At 37.4% G+C, this 23,542-nt stretch carries 24 protein-coding genes; 1 reads left to right on the forward strand and 23 read right to left on the reverse strand.

Features of this window, described 5'->3' with window-relative positions; genetic code table 11:
• Positions 1-7: 7 nt before the first annotated feature.
• From PI85_RS16030 to metG, 19 genes are all read right to left on the reverse strand, one after another.
• Complete coding sequence (locus PI85_RS16030; RefSeq protein WP_036122053.1) at positions 8-1,630, reverse strand: polysaccharide biosynthesis protein; 1,623 nt, start codon at positions 1,628-1,630, stop codon at positions 8-10.
• A gap of 159 nt (positions 1,631-1,789) precedes the next feature.
• Entirely contained in the window at positions 1,790-2,326 is a 537-nt protein-coding gene (spoVT, locus tag PI85_RS16035) for a stage V sporulation protein T (protein WP_012291886.1), read from the reverse strand.
• A 248-nt stretch (positions 2,327-2,574) separates the two neighbouring features.
• Positions 2,575-6,084 carry a transcription-repair coupling factor gene (gene mfd / locus PI85_RS16040; RefSeq protein ID WP_036122050.1) on the reverse strand — a complete coding sequence of 1,170 codons (3,510 nt, stop codon included), beginning with the start codon at positions 6,082-6,084 and terminating at the stop codon, positions 2,575-2,577.
• A 138-nt stretch (positions 6,085-6,222) separates the two neighbouring features.
• On the reverse strand, positions 6,223-6,450 hold the full coding sequence (locus PI85_RS16045) for an anti-sigma-F factor Fin (protein ID WP_008180264.1): 228 nt from the start codon (positions 6,448-6,450) through the stop codon (positions 6,223-6,225).
• A 202-nt stretch (positions 6,451-6,652) separates the two neighbouring features.
• Positions 6,653-7,213: an aminoacyl-tRNA hydrolase gene (gene pth / locus PI85_RS16050; protein ID WP_036122048.1), complete on the reverse strand. Its 561-nt coding sequence runs from the start codon at positions 7,211-7,213 to the stop codon at positions 6,653-6,655.
• A gap of 156 nt (positions 7,214-7,369) precedes the next feature.
• The gene (locus tag PI85_RS16055) at positions 7,370-7,966 is read right to left on the reverse strand and encodes a 50S ribosomal protein L25/general stress protein Ctc (protein WP_036122047.1); all 597 of its coding nucleotides are present in this window, start codon (positions 7,964-7,966) and stop codon (positions 7,370-7,372) included.
• A 267-nt stretch (positions 7,967-8,233) separates the two neighbouring features.
• Positions 8,234-9,193, reverse strand: a complete 960-nt coding sequence (locus PI85_RS16060; RefSeq protein WP_036122044.1) for a ribose-phosphate diphosphokinase — start codon at positions 9,191-9,193, stop codon at positions 8,234-8,236.
• Between the two features lie 24 nt (positions 9,194-9,217).
• Positions 9,218-10,588: a bifunctional UDP-N-acetylglucosamine diphosphorylase/glucosamine-1-phosphate N-acetyltransferase GlmU gene (gene glmU / locus PI85_RS16065; protein ID WP_036122041.1), complete on the reverse strand. Its 1,371-nt coding sequence runs from the start codon at positions 10,586-10,588 to the stop codon at positions 9,218-9,220.
• A 271-nt stretch (positions 10,589-10,859) separates the two neighbouring features.
• Positions 10,860-11,162, reverse strand: coding sequence for a septation regulator SpoVG (gene spoVG / locus PI85_RS16070; RefSeq protein ID WP_036122039.1), 303 nt, complete (start codon positions 11,160-11,162; stop codon positions 10,860-10,862).
• Positions 11,163-11,386: 224 nt separating this feature from the next.
• Positions 11,387-11,761, reverse strand: coding sequence for a RidA family protein (locus PI85_RS16075; protein WP_008181603.1), 375 nt, complete (start codon positions 11,759-11,761; stop codon positions 11,387-11,389).
• Positions 11,758-12,591 carry a pur operon repressor gene (purR, locus tag PI85_RS16080; protein ID WP_036122037.1) on the reverse strand — a complete coding sequence of 278 codons (834 nt, stop codon included), beginning with the start codon at positions 12,589-12,591 and terminating at the stop codon, positions 11,758-11,760. The genes PI85_RS16075 and purR overlap by 4 nt, the downstream gene beginning before the upstream one ends.
• Positions 12,592-12,647: 56 nt before the next feature.
• Positions 12,648-13,514, reverse strand: coding sequence for a 4-(cytidine 5'-diphospho)-2-C-methyl-D-erythritol kinase (gene ispE / locus PI85_RS16085; RefSeq protein WP_036122035.1), 867 nt, complete (start codon positions 13,512-13,514; stop codon positions 12,648-12,650).
• A gap of 220 nt (positions 13,515-13,734) precedes the next feature.
• The gene (locus PI85_RS16090) at positions 13,735-13,914 is read right to left on the reverse strand and encodes a small, acid-soluble spore protein, alpha/beta type (protein WP_025116349.1); all 180 of its coding nucleotides are present in this window, start codon (positions 13,912-13,914) and stop codon (positions 13,735-13,737) included.
• 115 nt (positions 13,915-14,029) lie between these two features.
• On the reverse strand, positions 14,030-14,290 hold the full coding sequence (veg, locus tag PI85_RS16095) for a biofilm formation stimulator Veg (protein WP_004229199.1): 261 nt from the start codon (positions 14,288-14,290) through the stop codon (positions 14,030-14,032).
• 156 nt (positions 14,291-14,446) lie between these two features.
• Positions 14,447-15,328, reverse strand: coding sequence for a 16S rRNA (adenine(1518)-N(6)/adenine(1519)-N(6))-dimethyltransferase RsmA (rsmA, locus tag PI85_RS16100; RefSeq protein ID WP_036122032.1), 882 nt, complete (start codon positions 15,326-15,328; stop codon positions 14,447-14,449).
• Positions 15,321-15,887, reverse strand: coding sequence for a ribonuclease M5 (gene rnmV, locus PI85_RS16105; protein WP_036122031.1), 567 nt, complete (start codon positions 15,885-15,887; stop codon positions 15,321-15,323). Before rnmV ends, rsmA begins: the two co-directional genes overlap by 8 nt.
• A 193-nt stretch (positions 15,888-16,080) precedes the next feature.
• Positions 16,081-17,292: a G5 and 3D domain-containing protein gene (locus tag PI85_RS16110; protein ID WP_036122029.1), complete on the reverse strand. Its 1,212-nt coding sequence runs from the start codon at positions 17,290-17,292 to the stop codon at positions 16,081-16,083.
• Positions 17,293-17,427: 135 nt separating this feature from the next.
• Positions 17,428-18,198 carry a TatD family hydrolase gene (locus PI85_RS16115; protein ID WP_008181618.1) on the reverse strand — a complete coding sequence of 257 codons (771 nt, stop codon included), beginning with the start codon at positions 18,196-18,198 and terminating at the stop codon, positions 17,428-17,430.
• Between the two features lie 253 nt (positions 18,199-18,451).
• Positions 18,452-20,443 carry a methionine--tRNA ligase gene (metG, locus tag PI85_RS16120; protein ID WP_254636231.1) on the reverse strand — a complete coding sequence of 664 codons (1,992 nt, stop codon included), beginning with the start codon at positions 20,441-20,443 and terminating at the stop codon, positions 18,452-18,454.
• 334 nt (positions 20,444-20,777) lie between these two features.
• Between metG and PI85_RS16125 the strand changes: the two genes are divergently transcribed.
• Positions 20,778-21,056 carry an AbrB/MazE/SpoVT family DNA-binding domain-containing protein gene (locus PI85_RS16125; protein ID WP_004229214.1) on the forward strand — a complete coding sequence of 93 codons (279 nt, stop codon included), beginning with the start codon at positions 20,778-20,780 and terminating at the stop codon, positions 21,054-21,056.
• A 183-nt stretch (positions 21,057-21,239) separates the two neighbouring features.
• Here the strand turns inward: PI85_RS16125 and rsmI are convergent, their stop codons facing one another.
• The 4 genes from rsmI to yabA form a co-directional block, all read right to left on the reverse strand.
• Entirely contained in the window at positions 21,240-22,115 is an 876-nt protein-coding gene (rsmI, locus tag PI85_RS16130; protein WP_036122024.1) for a 16S rRNA (cytidine(1402)-2'-O)-methyltransferase, read from the reverse strand.
• A complete protein-coding gene (locus PI85_RS16135) occupies positions 22,112-22,375 on the reverse strand; it encodes a GIY-YIG nuclease family protein (protein WP_008179720.1) in 264 nt (87 codons plus the stop codon). The genes rsmI and PI85_RS16135 overlap by 4 nt, the downstream gene beginning before the upstream one ends.
• Positions 22,359-23,108, reverse strand: coding sequence for a tRNA1(Val) (adenine(37)-N6)-methyltransferase (locus PI85_RS16140; RefSeq protein WP_036122021.1), 750 nt, complete (start codon positions 23,106-23,108; stop codon positions 22,359-22,361). The genes PI85_RS16135 and PI85_RS16140 overlap by 17 nt, the downstream gene beginning before the upstream one ends.
• 63 nt (positions 23,109-23,171) lie before the next feature.
• Positions 23,172-23,528 carry a DNA replication initiation control protein YabA gene (yabA, locus tag PI85_RS16145; RefSeq protein WP_025116340.1) on the reverse strand — a complete coding sequence of 119 codons (357 nt, stop codon included), beginning with the start codon at positions 23,526-23,528 and terminating at the stop codon, positions 23,172-23,174.
• Positions 23,529-23,542: the final 14 nt, after the last annotated feature.

Consider the following 23,542-nt stretch of genomic DNA (forward strand, 5'->3'; position numbering starts at 1 on the left):
TTTCCACCTACTTCTTTGAATTTAGCCATAGTTGGTAAACGGCCATTCTACGTCCGAACGGTAATAAATACCACTCTTTTTCTACTAACACTCGTTTCTTCGCAATCATTGTAAGCATAACAAACGCTCCCAAGCCTACTGCAGTAAATCCTGCGATCACCGCTACTGAACGTGATGACAATAAATGGCCTAAAAAAGCAGATACCATCTGTAGCCATACCAATACAACCACTGCCATACTTATTGATGCGAGCCCCACTTTTTTATAAAATTCGGTGGGTGCTAATTGAATACCAGTCATTGTTTTTAAATAAACAATAAGCAAGAACGCTGTTAATAGTAATCCTATATCATTTGCAATAGCTGCTCCTAATACACCAAGCCAGCCTATCAAACGAACATTTAATATTATTTTTAATACAAACCCTATCATTAAGAATAATGCTGGCTTCTTTAATTTTCCATAGCCCTGTAAAATGGCTGTAAATGTAAGAATAATCGACAAAGGCACGATTTGGAATACATATACAATTAATACTTCGGATAATGTATTGGTTTTAAAAAGCATTTCATTTAAAAAGGGCATAACAAGCATTAATCCGAGTGAAGCAGCCCAACCAAACAAAATAGACGCTTTATATGTTAATTGGATAAATGGAATGGCACTTCGCCCTTCTTGTTTTTTCGATAGATGAGCAACAAGTGGAACAATTGCAAGGGATAGCGAGGATGCGATAACAACGCCTAGTTGTACGAGCGGCTGTCCACGATCATAAATCCCCTTGGTTTCTTTAGCAACTGTAGAGTCCATACCGTGATCGATTAATAACGAATAGATCGTAAAGGAATCAACTAATTGATAGCCTAGTAACAAAAGGCCACTCATACTTACACTTAAGCTAAGCCATGTAACCTCTTTAATAATCGGTAAGCTTTTAGCCTTGTGTAGACGTAGATGCACACGGAATAACCCAAAGCGTTTAGAAAAAATATAGGCAAGTAATAATAATGCAGTTATTTCTCCTATGACTGTACCTATAACGGCCATTTTCCCCGCAGCATATAGGGATTTTGTGGTAGTCATAATGACAAAGGTTCCTGTTAAAATAACGGTTACCCTTATCGCCTGTTCAACGACTTGAGCATAGGCAATAGGCTCCATAATCCCTCTAGATTGAAAACCGCCCTTCAAAATAGCAAGTGCTGGCATTACCAATACTACAAGGGAGCCCGTGCGTATCAAAGGTGCCAGTTGAATATCACCCATCAACTGGGCTATTTTTTCAGCCCCTCCAAATAGGACAGCAAAAAACAATAATGAGAGCACCGTCAAATAACGGAAAACGACACGCATGATCATGCTTCTTTTTTCATTACGTTCTATTGTATCAACTATGCAATCATTATCTGCAAGCATTTTTGAAATGGCTACAGCAAAGCCACTAGATGTCCAAACAACGAAAATTGAAATGACTGGATATACCTGTTGATAAATATAAAAACCTTCATCACCAACTAGATTTTGAAAAGGTACACGGTAAAAGGCACTAAGTACTTTTACGATAAGGGCAGCGATTGTTAATAAGGCCGCTCCCTTCATGTAGCTTTTCATACCAAAACGTTGCGACATAAATTGCCCTCTTTCCTTCTTAACAATGCCAATAGTATAGCATATCTAAAAAGTTTGACGCGCCAGGCGACAATACTGTTCCTAATTTGGCCCATATTTATGTACGCAAAAAAAGTTATTACACGGCCTAAAAGGTCATCGCAATAACTTTTACATGCATCAGCTATTCATTTGTTTCGCTAAGAAGTTTGCAGCCGTTTCCACTACTTTCACTTCTACCTCACCAACAAAATGCACTTTAGACAATACTATAATACAGCCAATTGGGTCACCATTCACCATAATAGGTGTTGCACAGTACGATTTTACTTGCTCATATTGTCCAGGAACAATTTCAATGGATGTCTCCATTTTTTCAATCTTTGTAGAGCGTTCTTCCATGAAGCCTTCTGCAAAGGACGTAATACGACGATTGATATATTCTTTTTTACCAATCCCTGCTACGGCAATTACTTCATCACGGTCTGTAACAAATGCTGGTGTTCCTAATGTTTCATATAATGTTTCAACATATTCTCTTGCAAATTCTCCTAAATCGTTAATTGGAGAATATTTTTTTAATATGACTTCACCTTCACGGTCCGTATAAATTTCAAGCGGGTCGCCTTCACGAATACGTAGCGTCCTACGAATTTCTTTTGGAATAACTACACGCCCTAAATCATCAATACGACGAACAATTCCTGTTGCCTTCATTCTAATGCCTCGCTTTCGCTACAATAAAATTTTTTATTCAACTATAGTATGGTTTTTATTTAAGCAATCTATGCAAAAACTGAAGAAAAAGGATTTCACAACCATCAATTTTTTTCAAAAAACTTGCATTACATCAATCAACTCATTATTAGAGTACCCAAGGAATACGTTTCTATAATTAATTGATTAAAGTTGTAGCGAAAAAAGGCAGTCTTATCTTTACTTCAAAAGATAGGACTGCCTTTTTATTATAGCTTCTTTGCTTGATCAATAATTTGCATCAGTTCTTCCAAAATGTCAAAGGGTTGATGTTTTCCGCACTTCCGCTCATCAATGGTTAGTTTTAATTGCATGCCATCCATACCAAAACCAACAGCACGTTCAAATTTCATGGACTCTTCAATAATTTTACTACCATCAACATTTGCTGTTCCCTGTTCGGATAGCAAGATTGTAATAAGTTTCTGCTTATCCTTTACAGAGACTACTCCCGCACCTAATCCCCATACTTTCATTCGTGCTACACGAAGTAGACGCTCTGTTTCAATTGGAAGATCACCAAATCGATCTTCTAATTCCTCCATGATTTCACCATACTCTTCCACCTGATCCATCGCTTTAATGCGTTTATACATTTGAATTTTTTGGTATCCATCAGGGATATAGGCATCGGGAATATACGCATCGACACTTAATAAAATTTCAATCTCAGGTTTTTCTTCTTTTTTCACACCTGTTTGACGCTCTTCAATTGCCTCTTGGAGCATCTGTGAATACAAATCAAAACCAACCGAATCAATAAAGCCGTGTTGTTGCGCTCCAAGTAAATTCCCGGCGCCTCGAATAGATAAATCTCTCATAGCAATTTTAAAGCCTGAACCCAGCTCCGTAAATTCCTTAATAGCCTGCAATCTTTGCTCAGCAACATCTGTCAATACTTTATCACGCTGGTACATAAAATAAGCATAGGCTACCCGATTAGAGCGCCCAACGCGTCCACGCAATTGATAGAGCTGAGCTAAGCCCATTCGATCAGCATCGTGGACAATTAAAGTATTAACATTGGGAATATCTACACCGGTCTCAATAATAGTCGTTGTCACAAGTACATCATAGTCTCCTTCTAAAAAGGATAATATGACTGATTCTAATTCAGACTCTGACATTTTCCCATGTGCATGACCTATTCGTGCCTCTGGAACGAGCACTTGAATTTCCTCAACTTTTCTAGCCATATCTTCTACTCGGTTATATAAGTAAAACACTTGTCCGCCACGTGCCATCTCTCTTTCGATTGCCTCTCGAACTAGTGCCCCACTATGTTCCATCACATATGTTTGAACCGGGAATCGATTGGCTGGTGGTGTTTCTATAACAGATAAATCTCGGACCCCTACCATTGACATATGGAGCGTTCTCGGAATAGGTGTCGCTGTTAACGTTAACACATCGACATTTGTTTTTAGCTGCTTAATTTTTTCTTTATGCGTTACACCGAAACGTTGTTCTTCATCAACAATTAATAAACCAAGGTCTTGGAATAATAAATCCTTCGATAAGATTCTGTGTGTACCGATAACAATATCGACTTGCCCTTCTTTTAACCCTTTTAAAGTAGCTGTTTGCTCTTTCTTTGACCTGAAGCGTGATAGCAACCCTACATTAATAGCAAAGTCCTGAAAGCGTTCACGAATGGTTTCATAATGTTGCTGCGCTAAAATGGTTGTAGGAACAAGGAAGGCAACCTGTTTGCCATCTTGAATAGCTTTAAATGCGGCACGAATGGCCACTTCTGTTTTACCGTAGCCAACGTCACCGCAGACAAGGCGATCCATAGGACGTTCACGTTCCATATCTCTTTTTACTTCAACAATAGAACGCAGCTGATCCTCTGTTTCTTCATAGGCAAACATTGCCTCGAAGTTACGTTGATCATCATTATCAGGTGTAAATGCATGCCCCTTTTCAGCTTCTCGCTTTGCATAAAGTTTAATTAAATCATCTGCAATATCCTGTACAGCTGACGATACCTTAGCTTTAGCCTTTTTCCACTCTGCGCCACCTAATTTATGTAGCTTCGGTTCTCGGTCCTCGGATGCCACATACTTTTGAATTAAGTCTATTTGCTCGACAGGTACATATAATTTATCGTCTGCACGATATCGAATATGCAAGTAATCCTTATGTGTTCCATTTACCTCTAATGTTTCTACACCAATATATTTCCCTATTCCGTGGTGAACATGAACAACATAATCACCAGGTTTAATTTCCGTATAGCTTTTAATGCGTTCAGCATTCGTCATTTTTTGCGTACGTGCTTTTTTCTTAGCCTGCTGCTTAAATAGTTCATCCTCAGTGACAATGGCCAAACGTTGGAGCGGTAATTCGAAACCACTCGACAATACTCCATCGACAATATAAATTCCAGCATCTGTAGGCTCACCTATAGCTGCATGGATATCATACTCTTCTAGCATTTGCTGAACACGTTTCACACGCTCTTTATCTCTAGCTACGATGAGTACTGTAAATTTGCCAAGTAACCAGCGTTCAATCTCACTTTGTAGCAATGCCATTTGTCCGTGAAATTGTTGCATTGGCTTGCAAGAAAAGTTAGTCGTCTTATTAAACGTTATTCCCGAAAATGTACGTGAAAATAATGAAAAGGACAGCTTTTGTTGCGACAACATTGCCACTATTTCCTTTAATGTGAAGGCTGGTTTAACATCATGAACCATTTTCCCTTCTTCAATTAAAGATAAAAACCATTCCTCTTCTTCACGTTCCCAAGCATCCATAACTTCTTGGATACGTCCAAGCTCATCAAATAAAACAATTCCATCTTGCGCAAAATAGTCGCCTAAAAAAGCCGTTTTATCATATAGTAATGACCCATATTTATTAACATAGTCAGGAAGATTTCCTTGTTGTAGCAATTCAATATCATACTGAATATGCTGATAAAGGAGTTCTTTTGTTTCCTGCTTTTTAACTTTCTTTAGACTTGCGGCTAACGCTTTTTCTAAACGACCTGCCAAGTTCTGTCTTTCTGATTTTGTCAGAATAACCTCAGAAGCAGGAAGTATACGAATTTTTTGTAATTTATCAATAGAACGTTGGTCATCTGCCGAAAATGTTCTTATAGAATCTACTTCTGTATCAAATAATTCAATCCGAATAGGTGATTCTAAATACGGTGGATAAATATCAAGTATGCCTCCACGTAAGGCAAATTCGCCAGGTGTAGTCACCATGGAATTTCGGACATAGCCCATTTCAACTAATGTTTGTAGCCATGCATCCACTTCAATTTCATCGCCCACAGTTGTTTGTAAAAAATAGTGTAGCCAATGTTCCTTCGGCTGCATGATCTTCCTCAAACCTGCAACGGGGATCACGTAAACAGCCTTCTCCCCCCTAGCTAAGCAATCAAGCGTTGCGATTCGCTCTGCTCGTAATTCTGGAGAGGCCACAGAAAGGTCTGCAGCAATAAATTCGTCCGCTGGGTAATAGTGAACATTTTCTTCACCTAATAGTCCAGCAAGCTCATCCACCATTCTTTGTGCCTGCAGTAGATTAGGAGACACAATGTATATCGGCTTCTTTACATATTCAAATAACGCATCGACCATAACGGGACGTGCGCTTCCAGTTAAACCTGTAATAAGCTGTGATGCAGTTTGACCGCTTTGAATCTCCTGTAAAAATGATGTAATATGTTTATCTCTCGACACAAGCTGTCGTAAAACTTCCACAGTCAAAAGCTCCTTTCAGCAAAAAATTCTATTTGTCATTACTAGCATTCTAGTGCTAGTTTGTATATATTTATTAGCCATTTTACAAAATGGAAAAAGCCTTGAACACACATGAAGTGTGTCAAAGCATCCTTCCAATTATTGAATCCATTTATTGAGTGCATGATAATCTGGATATTGTCTCAGCGAATCCTCACATTGCTCACAAATACAGTGCACAGTCGTATGACCATGCTGATCTTTCTCAACATAATCATCGGCTTCTCCCAATTCGAAAATATGTAGTTTTCGAATTGTATCATCTGCATCAAATGGTAGTGTCCCTATTTCTACTTCACAATGCCGACATCGATAGCGAACTGACATCTCCAAATCATCCTCCTTTAAGCAACTTTCTACTTAAAGTATAGACATTTATAAATTGGATTATGCACTATCTTCGTGTCTTCAGTATTGTATGAACTTAAAAATGGGAGAATTAATTTTTGCTTATAGGCAAGACTTATCCATATAAGCATGAGTTTAACTTAGACTTTTGTATCCAAAAATTTTAACTAAATTCACGACTTTACTTGTTAAAATGATTCATCACATCAAGAAATGGCTTTGAAAGAGATACTTCTACAGCATTTACAGACTTTTCAATGGCTTCTTTCATATAAACCTGATCTTCCTTTGAAAACTTTGCTAATACATAGTCTGCAACCTTCATGCCAGTTGGTGGTCGACTAATGCCTACTCGGATTCGATTAAATTCCTGCGTACCTAAATGTTGAATTAAGGATTTAATGCCATTATGGCCACCCGCACTTCCTTTTTGGCGCAAGCGTAATTTTCCAGTTTCCAAATCTAGGTCATCGTATATGACAATTAGATCTTCCACATCAATATCAAAATAATCCATTAGGGGACCTACACATTCCCCTGATAAATTCATATATGTTAAAGGCTTAACAAGTAGAACCTTCCCCTCAGGTCGATGAACAGTTGTGTACATACCATTAAATTTTGAATTTGTTAAAGGTGCCCCCCATTTTTCTGCTAACGCATCAATTACATCAAAACCAATATTATGTCTAGTGTGCTCATACGGTTTACCCGGGTTTCCTAAACCAACGATAATTTTCATAAGTACCTCTCTTCTTTCAAATCTAATAGTCATTATTTTACCATACCACATGCCTAGAAAGCATTTTGAACAATTGCTAAATGCCATTTTAACGCTACAAAAAAAAGCTAGCAAGAAAGTTTTTAGCTTTCTTACTAGCCTGATAAATAATTTATTTTACACTTGCTCTTCTTCCACACTAGCAGTAGCTTCTTCTTGCTCTGCCGAAACAGGAGCAACAATCGTTACTAATAAATAATCATCTTCACTAATAACTTCGACAGGCGTTTGATTTCGAATCTCCGCTACAGTCAGGGATTCCCCTACTTTCAGTGATGAAATATCAACTTCAATGGAATCAGGTAGTTCAGCTGGTTTCACCTTCACTTTTAATTCTAAGTTAGGCTGCATTAAAATACCGCCCTCACTCACTCCAACTGACTGACCAACTAATTTAATTGGCACATCGGCCTCTAATTCCTCCGCCATATTAATCGCTAAAAAGTCTACATGATTAACTTCATCTTTTAATGAACATTGCTGTACTTCTGATACAACTACATTCACTTTTTTCCCCTCTAAATCTAGTGAAAACACACTGTTTTGCCCATTTTTTTGAATGGATTTCTTAAATTCTTTTGCAGAAATAGAAATTGGGGTTGAATCTAACTTATAGCCGTAAATAACTGCAGGAATGGCTCCCCCTTTTCTAAGTTGGGTTAATGTCGAACGATGCCCAGTTTCGCGCTTTGTAACACTTAATACTGTACTCATATCTCTTTATTCCCCTTCCAAGAAAATTATTTACGCCTTATCAACAATCAGCCACTCAGCCACTCAGCATTTTAGTGACTATCTTGTTTAAGGCTATAATAATATTTACCTCTATTTTTTAAAGTAGTGTAAATATTATGAAGACACATTTACTATTATACCCCTTTATTAGGAGATTCACACATAATATACTCTTTCCATTCATTAAATAAAGAGAAAAAGGACAAATCCATCTAAAAAGATAGATTTGCCCTTTATTCTTTATAATTAATCGAATAGAGTACTTACAGATTTGTTTTCGTACACGCGAGAAATTGCATCAGCCATTAATTTAGCTACAGAAAGCTCTGTAATTTTTGGAGATTTTTTATCTTCCGCAAGCTGAATTGTATTTGTCACCACTAATTCTTTAATAGAAGAGTTTTCGATACGCTCAATTGCTGGGCCAGATAGTACAGGGTGAGAACAGCAAGCATAAACTTCTTTTGCACCGGCTGCACGTAATGCATCTGCACCGATCGTAATTGTACCTGCAGTGTCAATAATATCATCAATCAAGATTGCCACTTTACCATCAACATTACCCACAATGTTCATAACTTCCGCAACATTTGGTTTTGGACGTCGCTTGTCAATAATTGCAATTGGTGCTTTTAAACGTTCCGCCATTTTACGAGCACGTGTTACCCCACCATGGTCTGGTGAAACAACAACGATTTGATCTTCTGGAATACCTTTAGATTTAAAGTAATCTGATAATAATGGTACTGCCATTAAGTGGTCGATTAAGATATCGAAGAAACCTTGAATTTGAGGTGCATGTAAATCTAATACGATTACTCGTGTTGCACCTGCTGTTTCAAGTAGGTTTGCCACTAATTTAGCTGTAATTGGTTCGCGCGCTTTTGCTTTACGATCTTGGCGTGCATAACCATAATAAGGCATTACGACGTTTACTGTACGAGCAGATGCACGTTTAACTGCATCTACCATAATTAAAAGCTCCATTAAATGTTCGTTTACTGGTGCAGAAGTTGACTGCACGATAAACACATCACAACCACGAATACTTTCTTCAATGCTAATTTGAACTTCTCCATCGCTGAAGTGCTTAACAGAAGATTTCCCTAATTCTACACCCATTTCTTGCGCAATTTCTTGAGCTAACGGGTTATTTGAATTTAGAGAAAATATTTTTAATTGTGAGTTTGCATAATGATACGGCATGATGGCCTCCTGTTTAGTTGATAATTATTTTAAATTTAATTTGCTTACATAATTAGGTTTGTTTTCTTGTCTTGCACGAGCAATAGCAAGTGCATCTTCAGGTACTTCTTTTGTAATTGTAGAACCTGCTGCAATAAATGAACCTTTTCCAACTTTCACTGGCGCTACTAAGTTAGTATTACATCCTACAAATACATCATCTTCAATAATTGTTTTGTACTTATTTTTTCCATCATAGTTAACTGTAATGGAACCGCAGCCAACATTGACGTTACTGCCAATTTCAGCGTCACCAATATAGCTTAAATGTGATACTTTTGTGTCATTACCTAGCTTGCTTTTCTTCACTTCTACAAAGTTACCAATTTTCACATGGCTACCGATGTCTGAAAGTGGTCGAATATGAGCAAATGGTCCAACGGCTACATCTTCCGCAATAGCGCTTTCACGCACAACTGAAGAATGCACCGTTGTACGATCTCCAATTTGACTATCTGCAATTTGAGTATTTGGGCCAATATTGCAATCTTCTCCGATTACAGTGGCTCCTTCTATCATACAACCAGGTTGAATGACAGTATCACTTCCAATAACAGCTTCCGCGCTAATATATGTCGTTTCAGGGTGAATAATTGTCACACCGTTACGCATATGCTTTTCATTAATTCTCGCACGCATTAATGTCTCTGCCTGTGATAAAGCAACACGGTCATTGACACCCAGCGTTTCTTCAAAATCATCTGTCACATATGCTTCTACAATATCACCTTGCTTTTGTAGAATTTCAATAACATCTGGTAAATAGTATTCACCTTGAGCGTTGTCATTTTTCACTAATTTTAATGTTTCAAATAGCAACTTGTTATCAAAGCAATATGTGCCCGTGTTTATTTCTTTTACTAATTGCTGTGCTGCTGAAGCATCCTTTTGTTCAACAATTTGCTCTACTTGCCCATTCTCGCTACGTAAAATACGACCATAGCCAGTTGGATTTTCCGCAATTGCAGTTAAAATTGTTGCTTTAGCATTCTTTGCCTGATGATGCTCAAATAGAGCCTGCATAGTTTCGGGACGAATTAGCGGTGTGTCACCACAAACAACTAAAGTTGTTCCTTCTTCATTCCCTAGAATTCCCTCAGCTTGTTGAACAGCATGTGCTGTCCCTAACTGTTCGGCTTGAAGAACATACTCACTTTTATCTCCAAGCTGATGTTGCACTTTTTCTGCACCATGTCCAACAACCGTTACAATGCGATTCACATCTAACGTTTGAATATGATCCACCACATGTTGTACCATCGGTTTCCCACAAACTGGATGGAGCACTTTATATAATTTGGACTTCATACGTGTACCTTGACCTGCAGCCAAAATGACAGCAAAAATATTGCTCATCTGTAAGTCCTCCAATACGCTCATTTTCTCTTATGACTATATAGCATAATTCATCTATTTTCAAGGCATGTAGAGTTGACAAAAAGATGAATTCCAAAAACCACTGCACCTTCTGCTCGAATGTCATGAAGTATATCCTAAAACTGCTGGTTTTCTCTTTTTATCAAAATAAAAAGAACTCTTCAAAATTGAAGAGTTCCTAAAATTTCTGACTAATAAAATTAACTTTAAATTGCAACTACTTCTTAAATAGTTAGTTATTACCTTTTAACTATACACCAATGCTCTCTAATTCTACTTCTTCGCCCGTTTCCTCTAATTCACTAGAGTTATGATAGGCGTTTAAAATAATCTCTTGAATTTTATTACGAGTATCCGAATTAATTGGATGAGCGATATCCCTAAATTCACCATCTGGTGTTCGTTTACTTGGCATGGCTACGAACAATCCAGTATTTCCATCAATTACACGAATATCGTGAACAACAAACTCATTGTCAAGTGTAATGGAAGCAATCGCACGCATGCGACCATCCGTCTGTACCCGACGTAATCTCACATCAGTAACTTCCATTTTCTCACCACCTCTCTCTTAGGTGCCTAAATAAAAATTATCATATTCTTAATTACCGAATATTTTCCTTTTTATAGTCTATCAAATTTTCTAAAAAATTTGAATACTTTAGAGAATAATATTTTTTCTTATTTACGGAATTTTTGACAATTGTTTGTCAACGATAAAAAAAGCCCCCTAAACAGAACGAATGCTCTTCATAGTGGGCTTCATTAATCTATTCTTTATTTAACAATAGCAATAACTTCGATTTCTACTTTTACGTCTTTAGGAAGTCGAGCTACCTCTACAGCCGAACGTGCAGGCTTATGCTCCCCAAAGTGGCTTGCATAGACTTCATTCATTGCGACAAAGTCGTTCATATCCTTCATAAACACTGTAGTCTTTACAACATTTTCTAAAGATGATCCTGCTGCCTCTAATACTGCTTTTACATTGGCGAATACCTGATTTGTTTGTACAGTAATATCGCCTTCCACTAATTCACCTGTAGCTGTTAATGGAATTTGTCCTGAGCTATAAAATATACCGTTCACAATAATCCCTTGTGAATATGGTCCAATTGCTGCTGGTGCATTTGATGTTGCTACTACTTTCATTTGTCATGTCCCCTTTTAGAAAAATAGTTACCTTCACTTAATGCAATTGTTCGATCTTTTTCATTCACTTCATGAAGCTTTACAAGCGAATAGTAATCGTCTACTAACGTTTCGTCCGCATGTTCAGCCTCAACAAGCACTGCAATGCCAGCTAATTGACAATCAAATTCTTCTAATAAATTTTTCATGCCATTCATAGTACCGCCAACTTTCATGAAGTCATCGGTAATCAAGACACGTTGTCCACTCTTCATGCTTCTTTTTGATAATACCATTGTCTGAATTCTTCTGGAAGAACCAGACACATAATTAATACTTACTGTAGAACCTTCTGTTACCTTACTATCTCTTCGCACAACAACTACTGGCACATTTAAATGTCTAGCAATAGCATGTGCTATAGATATACCCTTCGTTGCTACTGTCATTATGACATCGATCTGTTGATCTGCAAAAGCAGAAGCAAAAACCTTCCCTACGCGGTTAATTAAATCTGGGTTCCCTAGTAAATCTGTCATAAACAAGTAACCACCAGGCAATAAGCGATCTGAATGCTCAAGCTCTGCCTTTAAATCCTGAATAACTGAACGCACCTCTAGCTCGGACATTTTAGGAATATATTTTACTCCTCCTGCAGCACCCGGCACTGTCATCAATAACCCGATTCCTTTTTCTTCGAAAGTTTCTTTTACAATCGTTAAATCCTCACTAATGGATGACTTCGCAGATTGATATAGTTCTGAAAAATAAGTTAGCGGGATCAGCTGATGTGGATGTTCTAGTAAATAGTACGTCATATCAACTAGTCGTTCACTACGTTTCCATTTCATGCGACCCTCTCCTAAACACGAATATTTATAGGTAAAATTAACACAAATTTGCGTTTCTAAGCAAGCGTATTTCGCTCACCTAATATTCTTACTGCATAAACTTCTTCACAAAACCCACGTAAACCATTATAAATACGACTGACACGAGCTTCACTATCGACTAGCCCAAAAACAGTCGGACCGCTTCCGCTCATTAACGTAGCATCTGCTCCAAAGCGTTTCATTTGTTCCTTTAACATGACGACCTCTGGATGTAGCTTAAATGTTACAGTTTCCAAAACATTTCCTAATGAAGAACATAATAGCTCATAATCCTTCGTTTCAATAGCCTGTATCATTTGCTTCGTATTTGGATGCTCCAATCCTTCAACTTTAAGACCACCGTATACTTCAGCAGTGGATACGCCGATTTTAGGTTTTGCTAATACTACCCAGCAGTTAGGCGGGGCAGGGATTTCCTTTATTATTTCACCGCGTCCTGTGGCAAGTGCTGTGCCACCATAGACACAAAATGATACATCTGAACCGATTTTAGCACCTAGTTCAGCCAATTCATCTATCGATAACCCTAAATTCCAAAGTTCATTAAGGCCCTTAAGTGTAGCAGCTGCATCACTACTACCTCCAGCAAGGCCGGCAGCAATAGGGATTTCTTTTTCAATAGTAATGGATACACCTTGTTTAATGCCATATGTATCTTTAATGAGACGCGCTGCCTGATAAGCAAAATTACGATGATCGTTCGGTACAAAATTATCTGTTGAAATTATTTGGATCACTCCATCTTCTCGAGATTCAAGACTGATACGATCAGCTAAATCGACGGTTGTCATAACCATCTCTACTTCGTGAAAATTATCAGGTCTTTTATAAAGTACATCTAAAGTTAAATTAATTTTTGCAGGCGCCTTTACATAAAGCATTTTTCTTCCTCCCTTATAGCAACACATATAAACAATTCCTTTTTCGCACAAGATTATTCATTTTATTTTACCATACTGAGATTACGAAAATGGAAAAAAAGAACCGTATACCCTGTTTGGAGTAACGGTTCTCTCTCGTCAGCTGTATTTGTTGTGTCAGTAAGGATTTTCCTCCTTACTGAATGAAACTTAATAAGTCGTCTATTTTATTAGAAATAGTCTACTTACGCTCTTGCTCATTACTTGCTCGTTCAGCCATTTCAATGGCACGTTTGACCATATTACCAGCATCTCGAGCTTTTATGCCGCCCCAGCCTTCCTTTTGCACAACATCATAAAATCCAAGTTCTTTTGCGATCTCTTCTTTTAATCGAGGTGACATGATACCCTTTCTAGGCATATAAACTCCTCCTTTAACAACTGACCACATTAGTATGCCCCGGGAAAACGCAAAACACTCATGTAGTTTTTAACATACATGAGTGTTTCAAAAATATAGAAATAAGTACTAGAAACTATTTTGCGACAGCAGCCTTTGCTTCGTCTAAAAATGTAATCTCTACTGCTTCAGTTAAAATATCTGTGTAACTATACGATACGCGCTTACACGTATTGTCTTCTTGGTCAAGTTCAACTACAAAGATGGCGCGATATGTCTCGCGTAATATCCCTGCACACTCAACCGTTTTCTTGCGACCACCGTTTGCTTTTAATTGCAAACGTTTACCCAAATGACAATCCAACGACTTTTTAATGTCCGCTAAAGTTTTTGGCATTTTCGCTTACACCTCACTAATAACTAGTATAAGCGAATCGCCCAAAAATGTCAACAAAATATAATATTTTATCAGCACCTCATAAATCTTGTCAACTTATTTTTTATAAAAAACGTATATTTTTTTACATCTAAGAAAAAATGTTAACAAAATTTTTTACTTTGCAAATACAGGATATAGCGCATCGGCTAATTTTCCAAACTCTTGAATCGTTAAAGTTTCACCACGACGGGTTGGTTCGATACTAGCAGCAGTTAAAGCCTCTAGAATGAAGTCCTTTTGTGCTTTACCATTCGGCAAACCTGATTGTAAGTTATTATATATCGTTTTTCTACGTTGTACGAAAGAGGCACGCGTCACGACAAAAAGGAAATCCTCATTAATAACCTTTACTGGCGGCTCATCGTGCTTAATAAGGCGAATGACTGCTGAGTCGACGTTAGGCTGTGGCATGAAAACCGTCTTAGGGACTGTCATAGCTATTTCTGCCTTTACATAATACTGGATGGCAATCGACAATGAACCATATTCCTTTGTCCCTGGCTTAGCCGTTATACGATCGGCCACTTCTTTTTGCATCATGACAACGAATCCACGAATTGGCAATCGATCATTCAATAATTTCATTAAAATTGGTGTAGTTACGTAATATGGTAAATTGGCCACAACCATAATATCTTCAATTCCTGGCATTTCCTCTGCAATCACTTTAGCAACATCGGCCTTTAGAATGTCAGAGTGGACAATAGACACGTTATTGTAGGGGCTAAGTGTATCCTCTAACACAGGTAATAGTCGTTGATCAATTTCAAAGGAAACGACCTTTTTAGCACTTCTGGCTAAATGTTCGGTTAATGCCCCAATACCTGGGCCAACTTCAATCGCCCCACTATTTTCTGTTAAGTTGGCATGGCTAACTATATTTCTTAATATATTTGGATCAATTAAAAAGTTCTGTCCTAAGCTTTTTTTAAATGAGAATCCGTATTTTTTTAAAATTTCCTGCGTTCGAATTGGGGTTGCAATATCCTTATGCATCATTTTCCTCCTGATCTAGCTGTGCAACTGCGGCACCAAATTGCTTTTCTGTAATTTGAAACATTTTCAATCTTTTATGGAGCTGCTTACCATTTGTAGCCCCTATATTTAATAATTCACCAAGACGATCACGACGATGCTTTGCCTGCGGATGACCAATTAAACGAGCTGTCATTAAATCCTCTAGTGTTATATCATCTTCGTTTGGTACATCAAGATTAGGGGTATAGACAAGTCGTAGCGCTTCACGAATATCGTCGTCTGCTGCATGCTCAATCCCTAATCCCTTGCCATTCTTCGCAATTGTCTTTGCTTTCGGTAAAAAAGCGTGCTTGACCCCTTGAACGCGCTCCTCAATAATGGCACGTATGCGGCGTCCTGGATAATCAGGATCGGTAAATACAATAACTCCACGCTTCTCCTGCGCATGCTGAATACGTTTCAACGTCTCTTCAGATATAGCAGATCCATTTGTTTCTATAGTATCTGCTTGTACGGCTCGCTTAATTGCTGTCGTATCATCTTTTCCTTCAACCACGATAATTTCTTTAATTTGCAAAAAGGCTCCTCTTTTCTACCTTATCTTCTGACCATTTTACAACTGCATGATACTGTTTGTACAGGAATACAAGACTTATACATACCTATACATATACTATTGCTTAGCCGCTAAAAATAAAAAAAGAAGCTTTCCCGCCAGTCAAAACAGGAAAGCCTTAGTGAAAAACATTTTGATTTATTTTACAATTTTTTTAATTTAATACTTTAATACGCACTTTCTTACGTCCCCAGTTACGTGCTTGGGCATCTGTTTGTACAAGTATATCGATCTTATTACCCTTAATTGCGCCACCAGTATCTCCAGCAATAGCTGTACCATACCCTTCAACCCAAACTTTTGAGCCTAGCTTAATAACAGAAGGGTCTACTGCTACCACCTTCAAGTTGGAATTTGAACGCAAGTTTATACCAGTTGCCGATGTACCTGAGCAACCGTTGCAATATGGTGTATAGGCTGTTGCTGTTACATAGAACTCTTTACCGCTTGATGGCTCTGCTGAACCACGCGATACAGTCGCTGCACTTGCAACTACAGTTTTAGTTCCGACTGCAACTACTTGCTTTTTCGGCTCTTTTAAAACTGCCTCAGATTGTAGATTCTTTGCTACAACCTTCCCATTTTCTTTGACAACTTCATACGTACGAGAAACAGAACCTTTCTGTCCTGTTGCTACTACCTTTTCTTTCCCCTTTTGCAATGAAGCATCTTGCTTCTTTTCAACTGCGAAATCTAAAGAGTCTTCCACTACATCGATAACCTTTTCTACGCGAACTACTGTGATTTTACTCGCCGGAGTAAGAACGTCCTCCAGGTTATTTTCGACACGATCGAATTCATTTAACTGAATTCCTTGTTGTTTTAAAAAGTTAGCGACCGTAGTCGAAGTGGACCATACTTGTCTTTTGTTTACGCCATCGACAAGCGTTAATTGAAACGCTCTTTGAATATCGATTTTGTTTTCTGCGCCTAGCTCAGTATCTAGACCTTGTGCTAAAGAGTCATGTTCAGATACTTCAATATTCGCTTCCTTCAAAATGTCTTTCACTAGTGTTTCAGTTGTCCATACTTTTGACTGATTTCCATCAACTGAAATTGTTACTTCTTTTGCCTGTTCCCATTGAATTGCTAAGCCATTAACAATTTTGGTGTTCAGAGAGGGTGATATTTTGTCATGCGCTGCTACATCTATATTTTGATCTTGTAATAATTGTTCTACAGTTTTGGCATGTGTGGATACTTCGATTGTTTCTCCATTTGCTTCAAGCTTTACGGCTTTTTTCGTACCTTGATAAAGCACGAAAGAGATTACAGATACAAACAGGACAAGTGAAATAATTCTTATCACTGCTTGCTTACTCCTCAATGATCCTAAGAACAAGTTTTTCATGGAATTATTTGACATGAAAAAACGCCTCCTTAATACAAGGTTGGATTATACGGACTAGTTTTGGCACTGTCAACCCGAAAGTATTTCTTTGAAAATTGACTTCTTTGTTTTTGCCAACCGTAAACCCTGTATTGGAGGCATCTTAGCTAGTTAACTGTCAATCCCAAAAAATTTTTTCGCATTGTCGGTAGTTGCTTGTGCAATTTCCTCGATTGTCAACCCTTTCAAACGTGCAATTTCTTCCGCCACTAATGGCACAAAAGCGGGTTCATTGCGCTTTCCACGGTAAGGATGTGGTGCTAAATAAGGGGCATCAGTTTCAATCATCAAGTGCTCAAGAGGGATATCCGTAGCCACTTCTTTTGGCAAACGTGCATTTTTGAATGTCACGGGTCCCCCAAGACTAATCATAAAATTCATAGCAATACATTCACGTGCTGTCTCTACACTCCCACTAAAGCAGTGCATAACACCCCCTACAGATGCTGCATTTTCTTCACGTAAAATATTTACAACATCCCCTGTTGCATCCCTATTATGAATGATAATTGGTAAATCAATCTTTTGCGCTAACTGTATTTGTTTGCGGAAAAGTGCCTGTTGAACATCCTTTGGTGATTTATCCCAATAGTAGTCCAACCCAGTTTCACCAATACCGACTATTTTTGGATGTGCTGCTAATTCCTCAATCCACTCTAAATCTTCCTGCGTGCAATCAATGGCGTCGACAGGATGCCATCCAATAACACCGTAAACAAAATCATATTGCTCTATCAGCTCCATAGTTCTTTCAATGGTTTTACGATCAAAACCGATAACCACCATTTTTTCTACTTTAGCTTCTAAAGCTCTATTGATTACATCTTGAAGGTCTTCCTCGTATTGATCTGCGTTTAAATGTACATGTGTGTCAATAAACATCTTCATTCTCCTAACATAGATTTTATTAAAATTTATTATTTCATATTTTTCGTAAGCATTACAAATTTGTTACAAACGATTCGGGTTTGTGACAATCCACTTAATCGACAAAGCTCGATTTGGCCCTATATACCTAAAAACCCATTAATTTTACAGCATATAAATTATTTCGAAATAATAATAAGGCTAATTCTACCGGCAGATTTGAAAAGCCTGCTGAATAATATCTATTCAGCAGGCCATTCTTCGTTTGTTACTTTACTTTTGCACCATTTTCAAGTTTTGAATCTACAGATGCTAATTTTAAAATCCCATCTTTTTCACCGGCTAGGATCATACCTTGTGATAATTCACCACGTAATTTAACTGGTTTTAAGTTGGCTACGACAATCACTTTTTGACCAACTAATTCATCTGGAGAATAGAATTTCGCAATACCTGAAACTACTTGGCGTTGCTCGTATCCTAGGTCGACTTGAAGCTTTAATAATTTATCAGCTTTAGGCACCGTTTCACAAGCAGTTACAGTCGCAACACGCAAATCAATTTTCATGAAATCATCAATAGTAATTTCAGGAATTTCTGGGTTTCCATCACTCTTTGTCTCACTTTTAACTTCTTCTTCTTGTGAAGTTTTTACTGAACCACGCATTTCTTCACGGATATAAGCAATTTCAACTTCATTTTCCAAACGAGGGAAAATAGGTATCCCTTTTTCTACCACTTTAATGTTTGCTGGAATAGTATTGCCGAATGTTTCAATTGTATCCCATGCTAAGAATTTGTCATCCAAACCAAGCTGTTCCATCATACGTTTAGGTGTTGTTGTCATAAATGGTTGTAACATGACCGCAATTTGATGTAAGCTTTCTGCCAAATTCCGCATTACTGAACCTAATTTTGGTTTATCCGCTTCTTCTTTTGCTAATACCCATGGTTGTGTTTCATCTATATACTTATTCGTGCGTGATACTAATGTCCATAAGTCTGCCAATACCACACTAAATTGCATTTTTTCCATACTTTCTTCATATTTAATACGTACCGACTCAGCCTGCTCTTTTAATGCTGTATCAAATTCTGTCGATTGAAGATTCTCTGAAGGAATAATGCCATCGTAATATTTGTTAATCATCGAAATAGTACGGTTTAATAAATTACCTAAATCATTTGCAAGATCAAAGTTTGTGCGTTCAATAAATGATTCTGGAGAGAATACTCCATCTGAACCAAAAGGTAATTCGCGTAAAAGGAAATAACGTGTTGCATCAAGGCCATAACGTTCGATTAACATTTCTGGATAAATGACATTACCTTTTGATTTAGACATTTTCCCGTCTTTCATCATAATAAAACCATGAGCAAAAACCTTTTTTGGTAATGGTAAATCTAAAGCCATTAAGAAAATTGGCCAATATATTGTATGGAAGCGAACGATATCTTTCCCTACTACATGCACATCTGCTGGCCAATATTTGTTGAATAATGTTTCATCATCTGAAAGATATCCTAATGATGTAATATAATTCGTTAATGCATCTACCCATACATAGATAACATGTTTGGGATCCCCAGGTACTTTAATACCCCAGTCAAAGGATGTTCTCGATACTGATAAATCTTCTAACCCCGGTTTAATAAAGTTATTGATCATTTCATTTTTTCGAGACTCCGGTTCAATAAATCCAAGGTTTTCCTCATAATAAGACAATAAACGATCCGCGTATTTCTTCATATTAAAGAAGTACGATTCTTCTTTTACTTTATGGACGGGGCGACCACAGTCTGGACAATTTCCATCAACTAGTTGAGTCTCTGTAAAGAATGATTCACAAGGCGTACAATACCAGCCTTCATACTCACCTTTATATATATCTCCATTATCTAAAAACTTTTGGAAAATCTTTTCGACAGCTTTTGTATGTCGTTCTTGCGTTGTTTGAATAAAATCATCGTAAGAAATATCCATTAACGCCCAAAGCTTTTTCGCAGCCTCTGCAATTTCATTGACATAATCCTGAGGATGTTTGCCCGCTTCTGCTGCCTTCTCTTGAATTTTTTGTCCATGCTCGTCCATACCTGTCAAAAAACGAACATCATAACCACGTAAACGTTTATAACGTGCTATCGCATCTGATGCAACTGTTGTATATGCCGTACCAATATGAAACTTCCCACTTGGATAGTAAATGGGTGTTGTTATATAGAATGTTTTCTTTTGTTCACTCACAAGAACTGCCTCCATTGTTTTACAATATACTTTCTATTCTAACGAAGTCCGAAATTCGTTTCAATGAAAGTTTATTATTCGCGAAAATTGTCGAATAATATATTTAATCCATTTACTGACTTAAATAAGAACCTTTTATACTATAATCAAAAATATTTATTAAAAACCTTTTAAAAAAACAGAAATAACAGCATTCTTCTCAAAAATTTTTTTAGAAAACCATAATATTAGTGCATTAATTAATTGACGTTTATGGCATTACTTGGTATGATAACTATCAGACAAAGAAATGATGTCGAAATTTGACGAAATGCCAATATAACTTTTATAAATTAGGAGGAAAACTATTATGAAATCAACAGGAATTGTTCGTAAAGTCGATGAGTTAGGTCGTGTAGTAATACCTATCGAATTACGCCGTACACTAGGTATCGCTGAAAAGGATGCTTTAGAAATCTATGTGGATGATGATAAAATCATCTTAAAAAAATATATGCCTAATATGACATGTGCTGTTACTGGCGAAGTTTCAGATGATAACTTCCGTCTAGTTGGAGGCAAATTAATTTTAAGTCCAGAAGGCGCTGAAATGTTAGTAAAAGAAATTCAATCAAACTTAAAAAAATAATGCTTACACACCTAAATCAAGACAGTGATTTAGGTGTTTTTAATATAAACGTATACTATCTACTATACCCAAATTGTGAACCCCTTATAATGTCCATGTCAGACCTTTATATGTAAGGTTACTATTATTTATATTTGTAATCAATCCAAAAAATTAAGAGCTACCCTAAGGTAACTCTTGATGTCATTGATTATGATATTCGTTATAGACATCTCTCTTCGCTAATTGTCGTTCCTTGGCTACTTCTTTAATGGCTTCTTTAGAACTTACATCGTTTTGTTGAAGGATATAATCCACATGCTCGATAATAGACAGTGTATGCCAATAAGCCTCTTCAGAATCTTCCACTTCAACTTCCTGATTCCCCTCAAGGACTATACAAAATTCACCACGTATTTCTTCTGTTTGTGACCATTCTATAGCTTCTGCTAGGGTCCCACGCAAAAATTCTTCAAATTTCTTAGTCAGCTCTCGCGCTAAAACAATACGACGATTTCCTAGAATAGCTTCCATGTCTTTTAATGTTTCCTTTAAGCGATGAGGTGCTTCATATAATAAAATCGTTTCTTGTCGTTTTTTTAATTGTTCTAATTGCTGGCGACGATCTTTTTTTCCACGATTTAAAAAACCATAAAAGAAAAATGGCTGGGGTGTTAATCCTGAAGCTATTAATGCAGTTATTGCTGCATTTGGACCTGGTATAGGCACAACCGGAAAGTTTTGAGCAATTGCTTTTTCAACTATATCTGCTCCAGGATCAGAAATACAAGGTAAACCTGCATCACTCACTAATGCGATGGTCTTCCCTTCCTGTAGAAAAGTTAATAATTTTTCTCCACCTACAGCTAAATTATGTTCATGGTAACTCATTAAAGGTGTGTCAATTTCAAAGTAGTTACATAATTTCTTTGTATTTCTAGTATCCTCTGCTGCAATAATATCCGCTTCTTTTAAAATACGGAGCGCCCGTACACTAATATCCTCTAGATTTCCGATAGGTGTTCCTACAAGATATAAACAGCCTGTCTGATCGTGTATTGTACTTTTTTGTGATTTCACGATTCACCCCTCCTTATATACATTATTTTTTGAGTTCTTGTTAGTTGCTTAAAAGCATATTCTGCGCGCATTGCCTCTTCCTTTGTTTCAAATTCTTCCTTATAAATACACTTTACTGGCCCTCTAGCTCTTGTATATTTTGCCCCTTTGCCAGCATTATGTACAGCTACACGCTTTTCTAAATTATTTGTATAGCCTGCGTAAAGTGATTGATCCGCACACTCTAGCACGTAAAAATAGTGACTATTGCTCTTTTCCATAAAGAATCTCTCTCACTTCTGCAGTGTATTCATTATTCTCATTATAGACATACAATGGTGGTAATATTTTCAAATCAGGCTTCCCATCCTTTATTCCTTCTATTAATAATGTATTGGCTTCTTTTCCTTCTTTCGGATAAATAAGCTGCATTCGTTTTGGCTCTAAACGATTTGCACGCATTGCCGTGACTATATCTAATAATCGCCCTGGTCGATGCACAAATGCTGCTTTCCCACCTTGCTTTAATAATTTGCTTGCTGATTGAATGGCCTCTTCTAATGTTAAATAGAGTTCATGCCGTGCAATAGCATGATGCTCACTAAGATTTTTATCACTTGCTTCATGCGCTAAAAAATAAGGGGGATTGCACGTAACAACATCATATTTTTCAATGCCCAGTTGTTTCGGTATTACTTTTACATCTCCAAGAATCATTTGAATTTGATTTTCTAATTGGTTATAGCGAACACTTCTCTCTGCCATATCAAGCAGGCGTGGCTGAAGCTCAACTCCTATTATTTGCCCCTTCGTTCGTGCACTTAAAAAGAGAGGGATTACACCATTTCCCGAGCATAAATCCACAATATTTCCTTTATGAGAGGGAATATTGACAAACTTTGAAAGCAATACCGCATCCAATGAGAATGAAAAGACAGATGGACTTTGAATAATACGTAAATTCTCAGCCAATAAATAGTCTAGACGTTCATCACCTTTTAGCCATTTTTCCATGCTAATTCCTCCTATGCTACAAAAGAAAAGACTGATACCACCGTGGTGGGAATCAGCCTTCTATTATACATTTTGTTTATTTAAAAATGATAGACAAAACAGACAATCTTCACCTTTTCGAGAGCTTCCAAAATGAACATGACAAACATGGAAACCTTCCTGGTATAGACGAGCTAGGTTATCATAGCCTTCACCTATATCTAGCGGACTCTCTTTCTTTACTTCAGCAGCTTGTACGGAGTGTGTATTTGAAAGTAGTTCTTCTAGACGTGTGCGAAGATGATGATTTTCTGTTTCGAGTGCCTTATGCTCTTCCATCATTAACGCTACAAATTGTTTCAATGCACCAAATTGCTCCTGCATTGCTTCGAGCTGTTGTTCGAACTCCATAACGGTATCTAAGAAATTACGGTCCTTCACCCAAGCCACCTCGT

It is taken from the genome of Lysinibacillus sp. A1 (assembly GCF_000801965.1).
Taxonomy (GTDB): Bacteria; Bacillota; Bacilli; order Bacillales_A; family Planococcaceae; genus Lysinibacillus; species Lysinibacillus fusiformis.

What these genes read in the sequence shown, in the direction of transcription:
- rsmA (WP_036122032.1), bottom strand. Translation starts at nt 15,328, where the DNA reads ATGCATAAGGATATTGCAACCCCAATTCGAACGCAGGAAATTTTAAAA.
- spoVG (WP_036122039.1), bottom strand. Translation starts at nt 11,162, where the DNA reads ATGGAAGTTACTGATGTGAGATTACGTCGGGTACAGACGGATGGTCGC.
- spoVT (WP_012291886.1), bottom strand. Translation starts at nt 2,326, where the DNA reads ATGAAGGCAACAGGAATTGTTCGTCGTATTGATGATTTAGGGCGTGTA.
- pth (WP_036122048.1), bottom strand. Translation starts at nt 7,213, where the DNA reads ATGAAAATTATCGTTGGTTTAGGAAACCCGGGTAAACCGTATGAGCAC.
- PI85_RS16060 (WP_036122044.1), bottom strand. Translation starts at nt 9,193, where the DNA reads ATGCCGTATCATTATGCAAACTCACAATTAAAAATATTTTCTCTAAAT.
- PI85_RS16075 (WP_008181603.1), bottom strand. Translation starts at nt 11,761, where the DNA reads ATGAAAGTAGTAGCAACATCAAATGCACCAGCAGCAATTGGACCATAT.
- PI85_RS16045 (WP_008180264.1), bottom strand. Translation starts at nt 6,450, where the DNA reads ATGTCAGTTCGCTATCGATGTCGGCATTGTGAAGTAGAAATAGGGACA.
- PI85_RS16115 (WP_008181618.1), bottom strand. Translation starts at nt 18,198, where the DNA reads ATGTTTATTGACACACATGTACATTTAAACGCAGATCAATACGAGGAA.
- PI85_RS16055 (WP_036122047.1), bottom strand. Translation starts at nt 7,966, where the DNA reads ATGAGTACAGTATTAAGTGTTACAAAGCGCGAAACTGGGCATCGTTCG.
- veg (WP_004229199.1), bottom strand. Translation starts at nt 14,290, where the DNA reads ATGCCAAAAACTTTAGCGGACATTAAAAAGTCGTTGGATTGTCATTTG.
- PI85_RS16140 (WP_036122021.1), bottom strand. Translation starts at nt 23,108, where the DNA reads ATGGAAAAATGGCTAAAAGGTGATGAACGTCTAGACTATTTATTGGCT.
- PI85_RS16125 (WP_004229214.1), top strand. Translation starts at nt 20,778, where the DNA reads ATGAAATCAACAGGAATTGTTCGTAAAGTCGATGAGTTAGGTCGTGTA.
- glmU (WP_036122041.1), bottom strand. Translation starts at nt 10,588, where the DNA reads ATGAGCAATATTTTTGCTGTCATTTTGGCTGCAGGTCAAGGTACACGT.
- PI85_RS16110 (WP_036122029.1), bottom strand. Translation starts at nt 17,292, where the DNA reads ATGTCAAATAATTCCATGAAAAACTTGTTCTTAGGATCATTGAGGAGT.
- purR (WP_036122037.1), bottom strand. Translation starts at nt 12,591, where the DNA reads ATGAAATGGAAACGTAGTGAACGACTAGTTGATATGACGTACTATTTA.
- PI85_RS16090 (WP_025116349.1), bottom strand. Translation starts at nt 13,914, where the DNA reads ATGCCTAGAAAGGGTATCATGTCACCTCGATTAAAAGAAGAGATCGCA.
- PI85_RS16030 (WP_036122053.1), bottom strand. Translation starts at nt 1,630, where the DNA reads ATGTCGCAACGTTTTGGTATGAAAAGCTACATGAAGGGAGCGGCCTTA.
- ispE (WP_036122035.1), bottom strand. Translation starts at nt 13,514, where the DNA reads ATGCTTTATGTAAAGGCGCCTGCAAAAATTAATTTAACTTTAGATGTA.
- PI85_RS16135 (WP_008179720.1), bottom strand. Translation starts at nt 22,375, where the DNA reads ATGGAAAAGAGCAATAGTCACTATTTTTACGTGCTAGAGTGTGCGGAT.
- metG (WP_254636231.1), bottom strand. Translation starts at nt 20,443, where the DNA reads ATGGAGGCAGTTCTTGTGAGTGAACAAAAGAAAACATTCTATATAACA.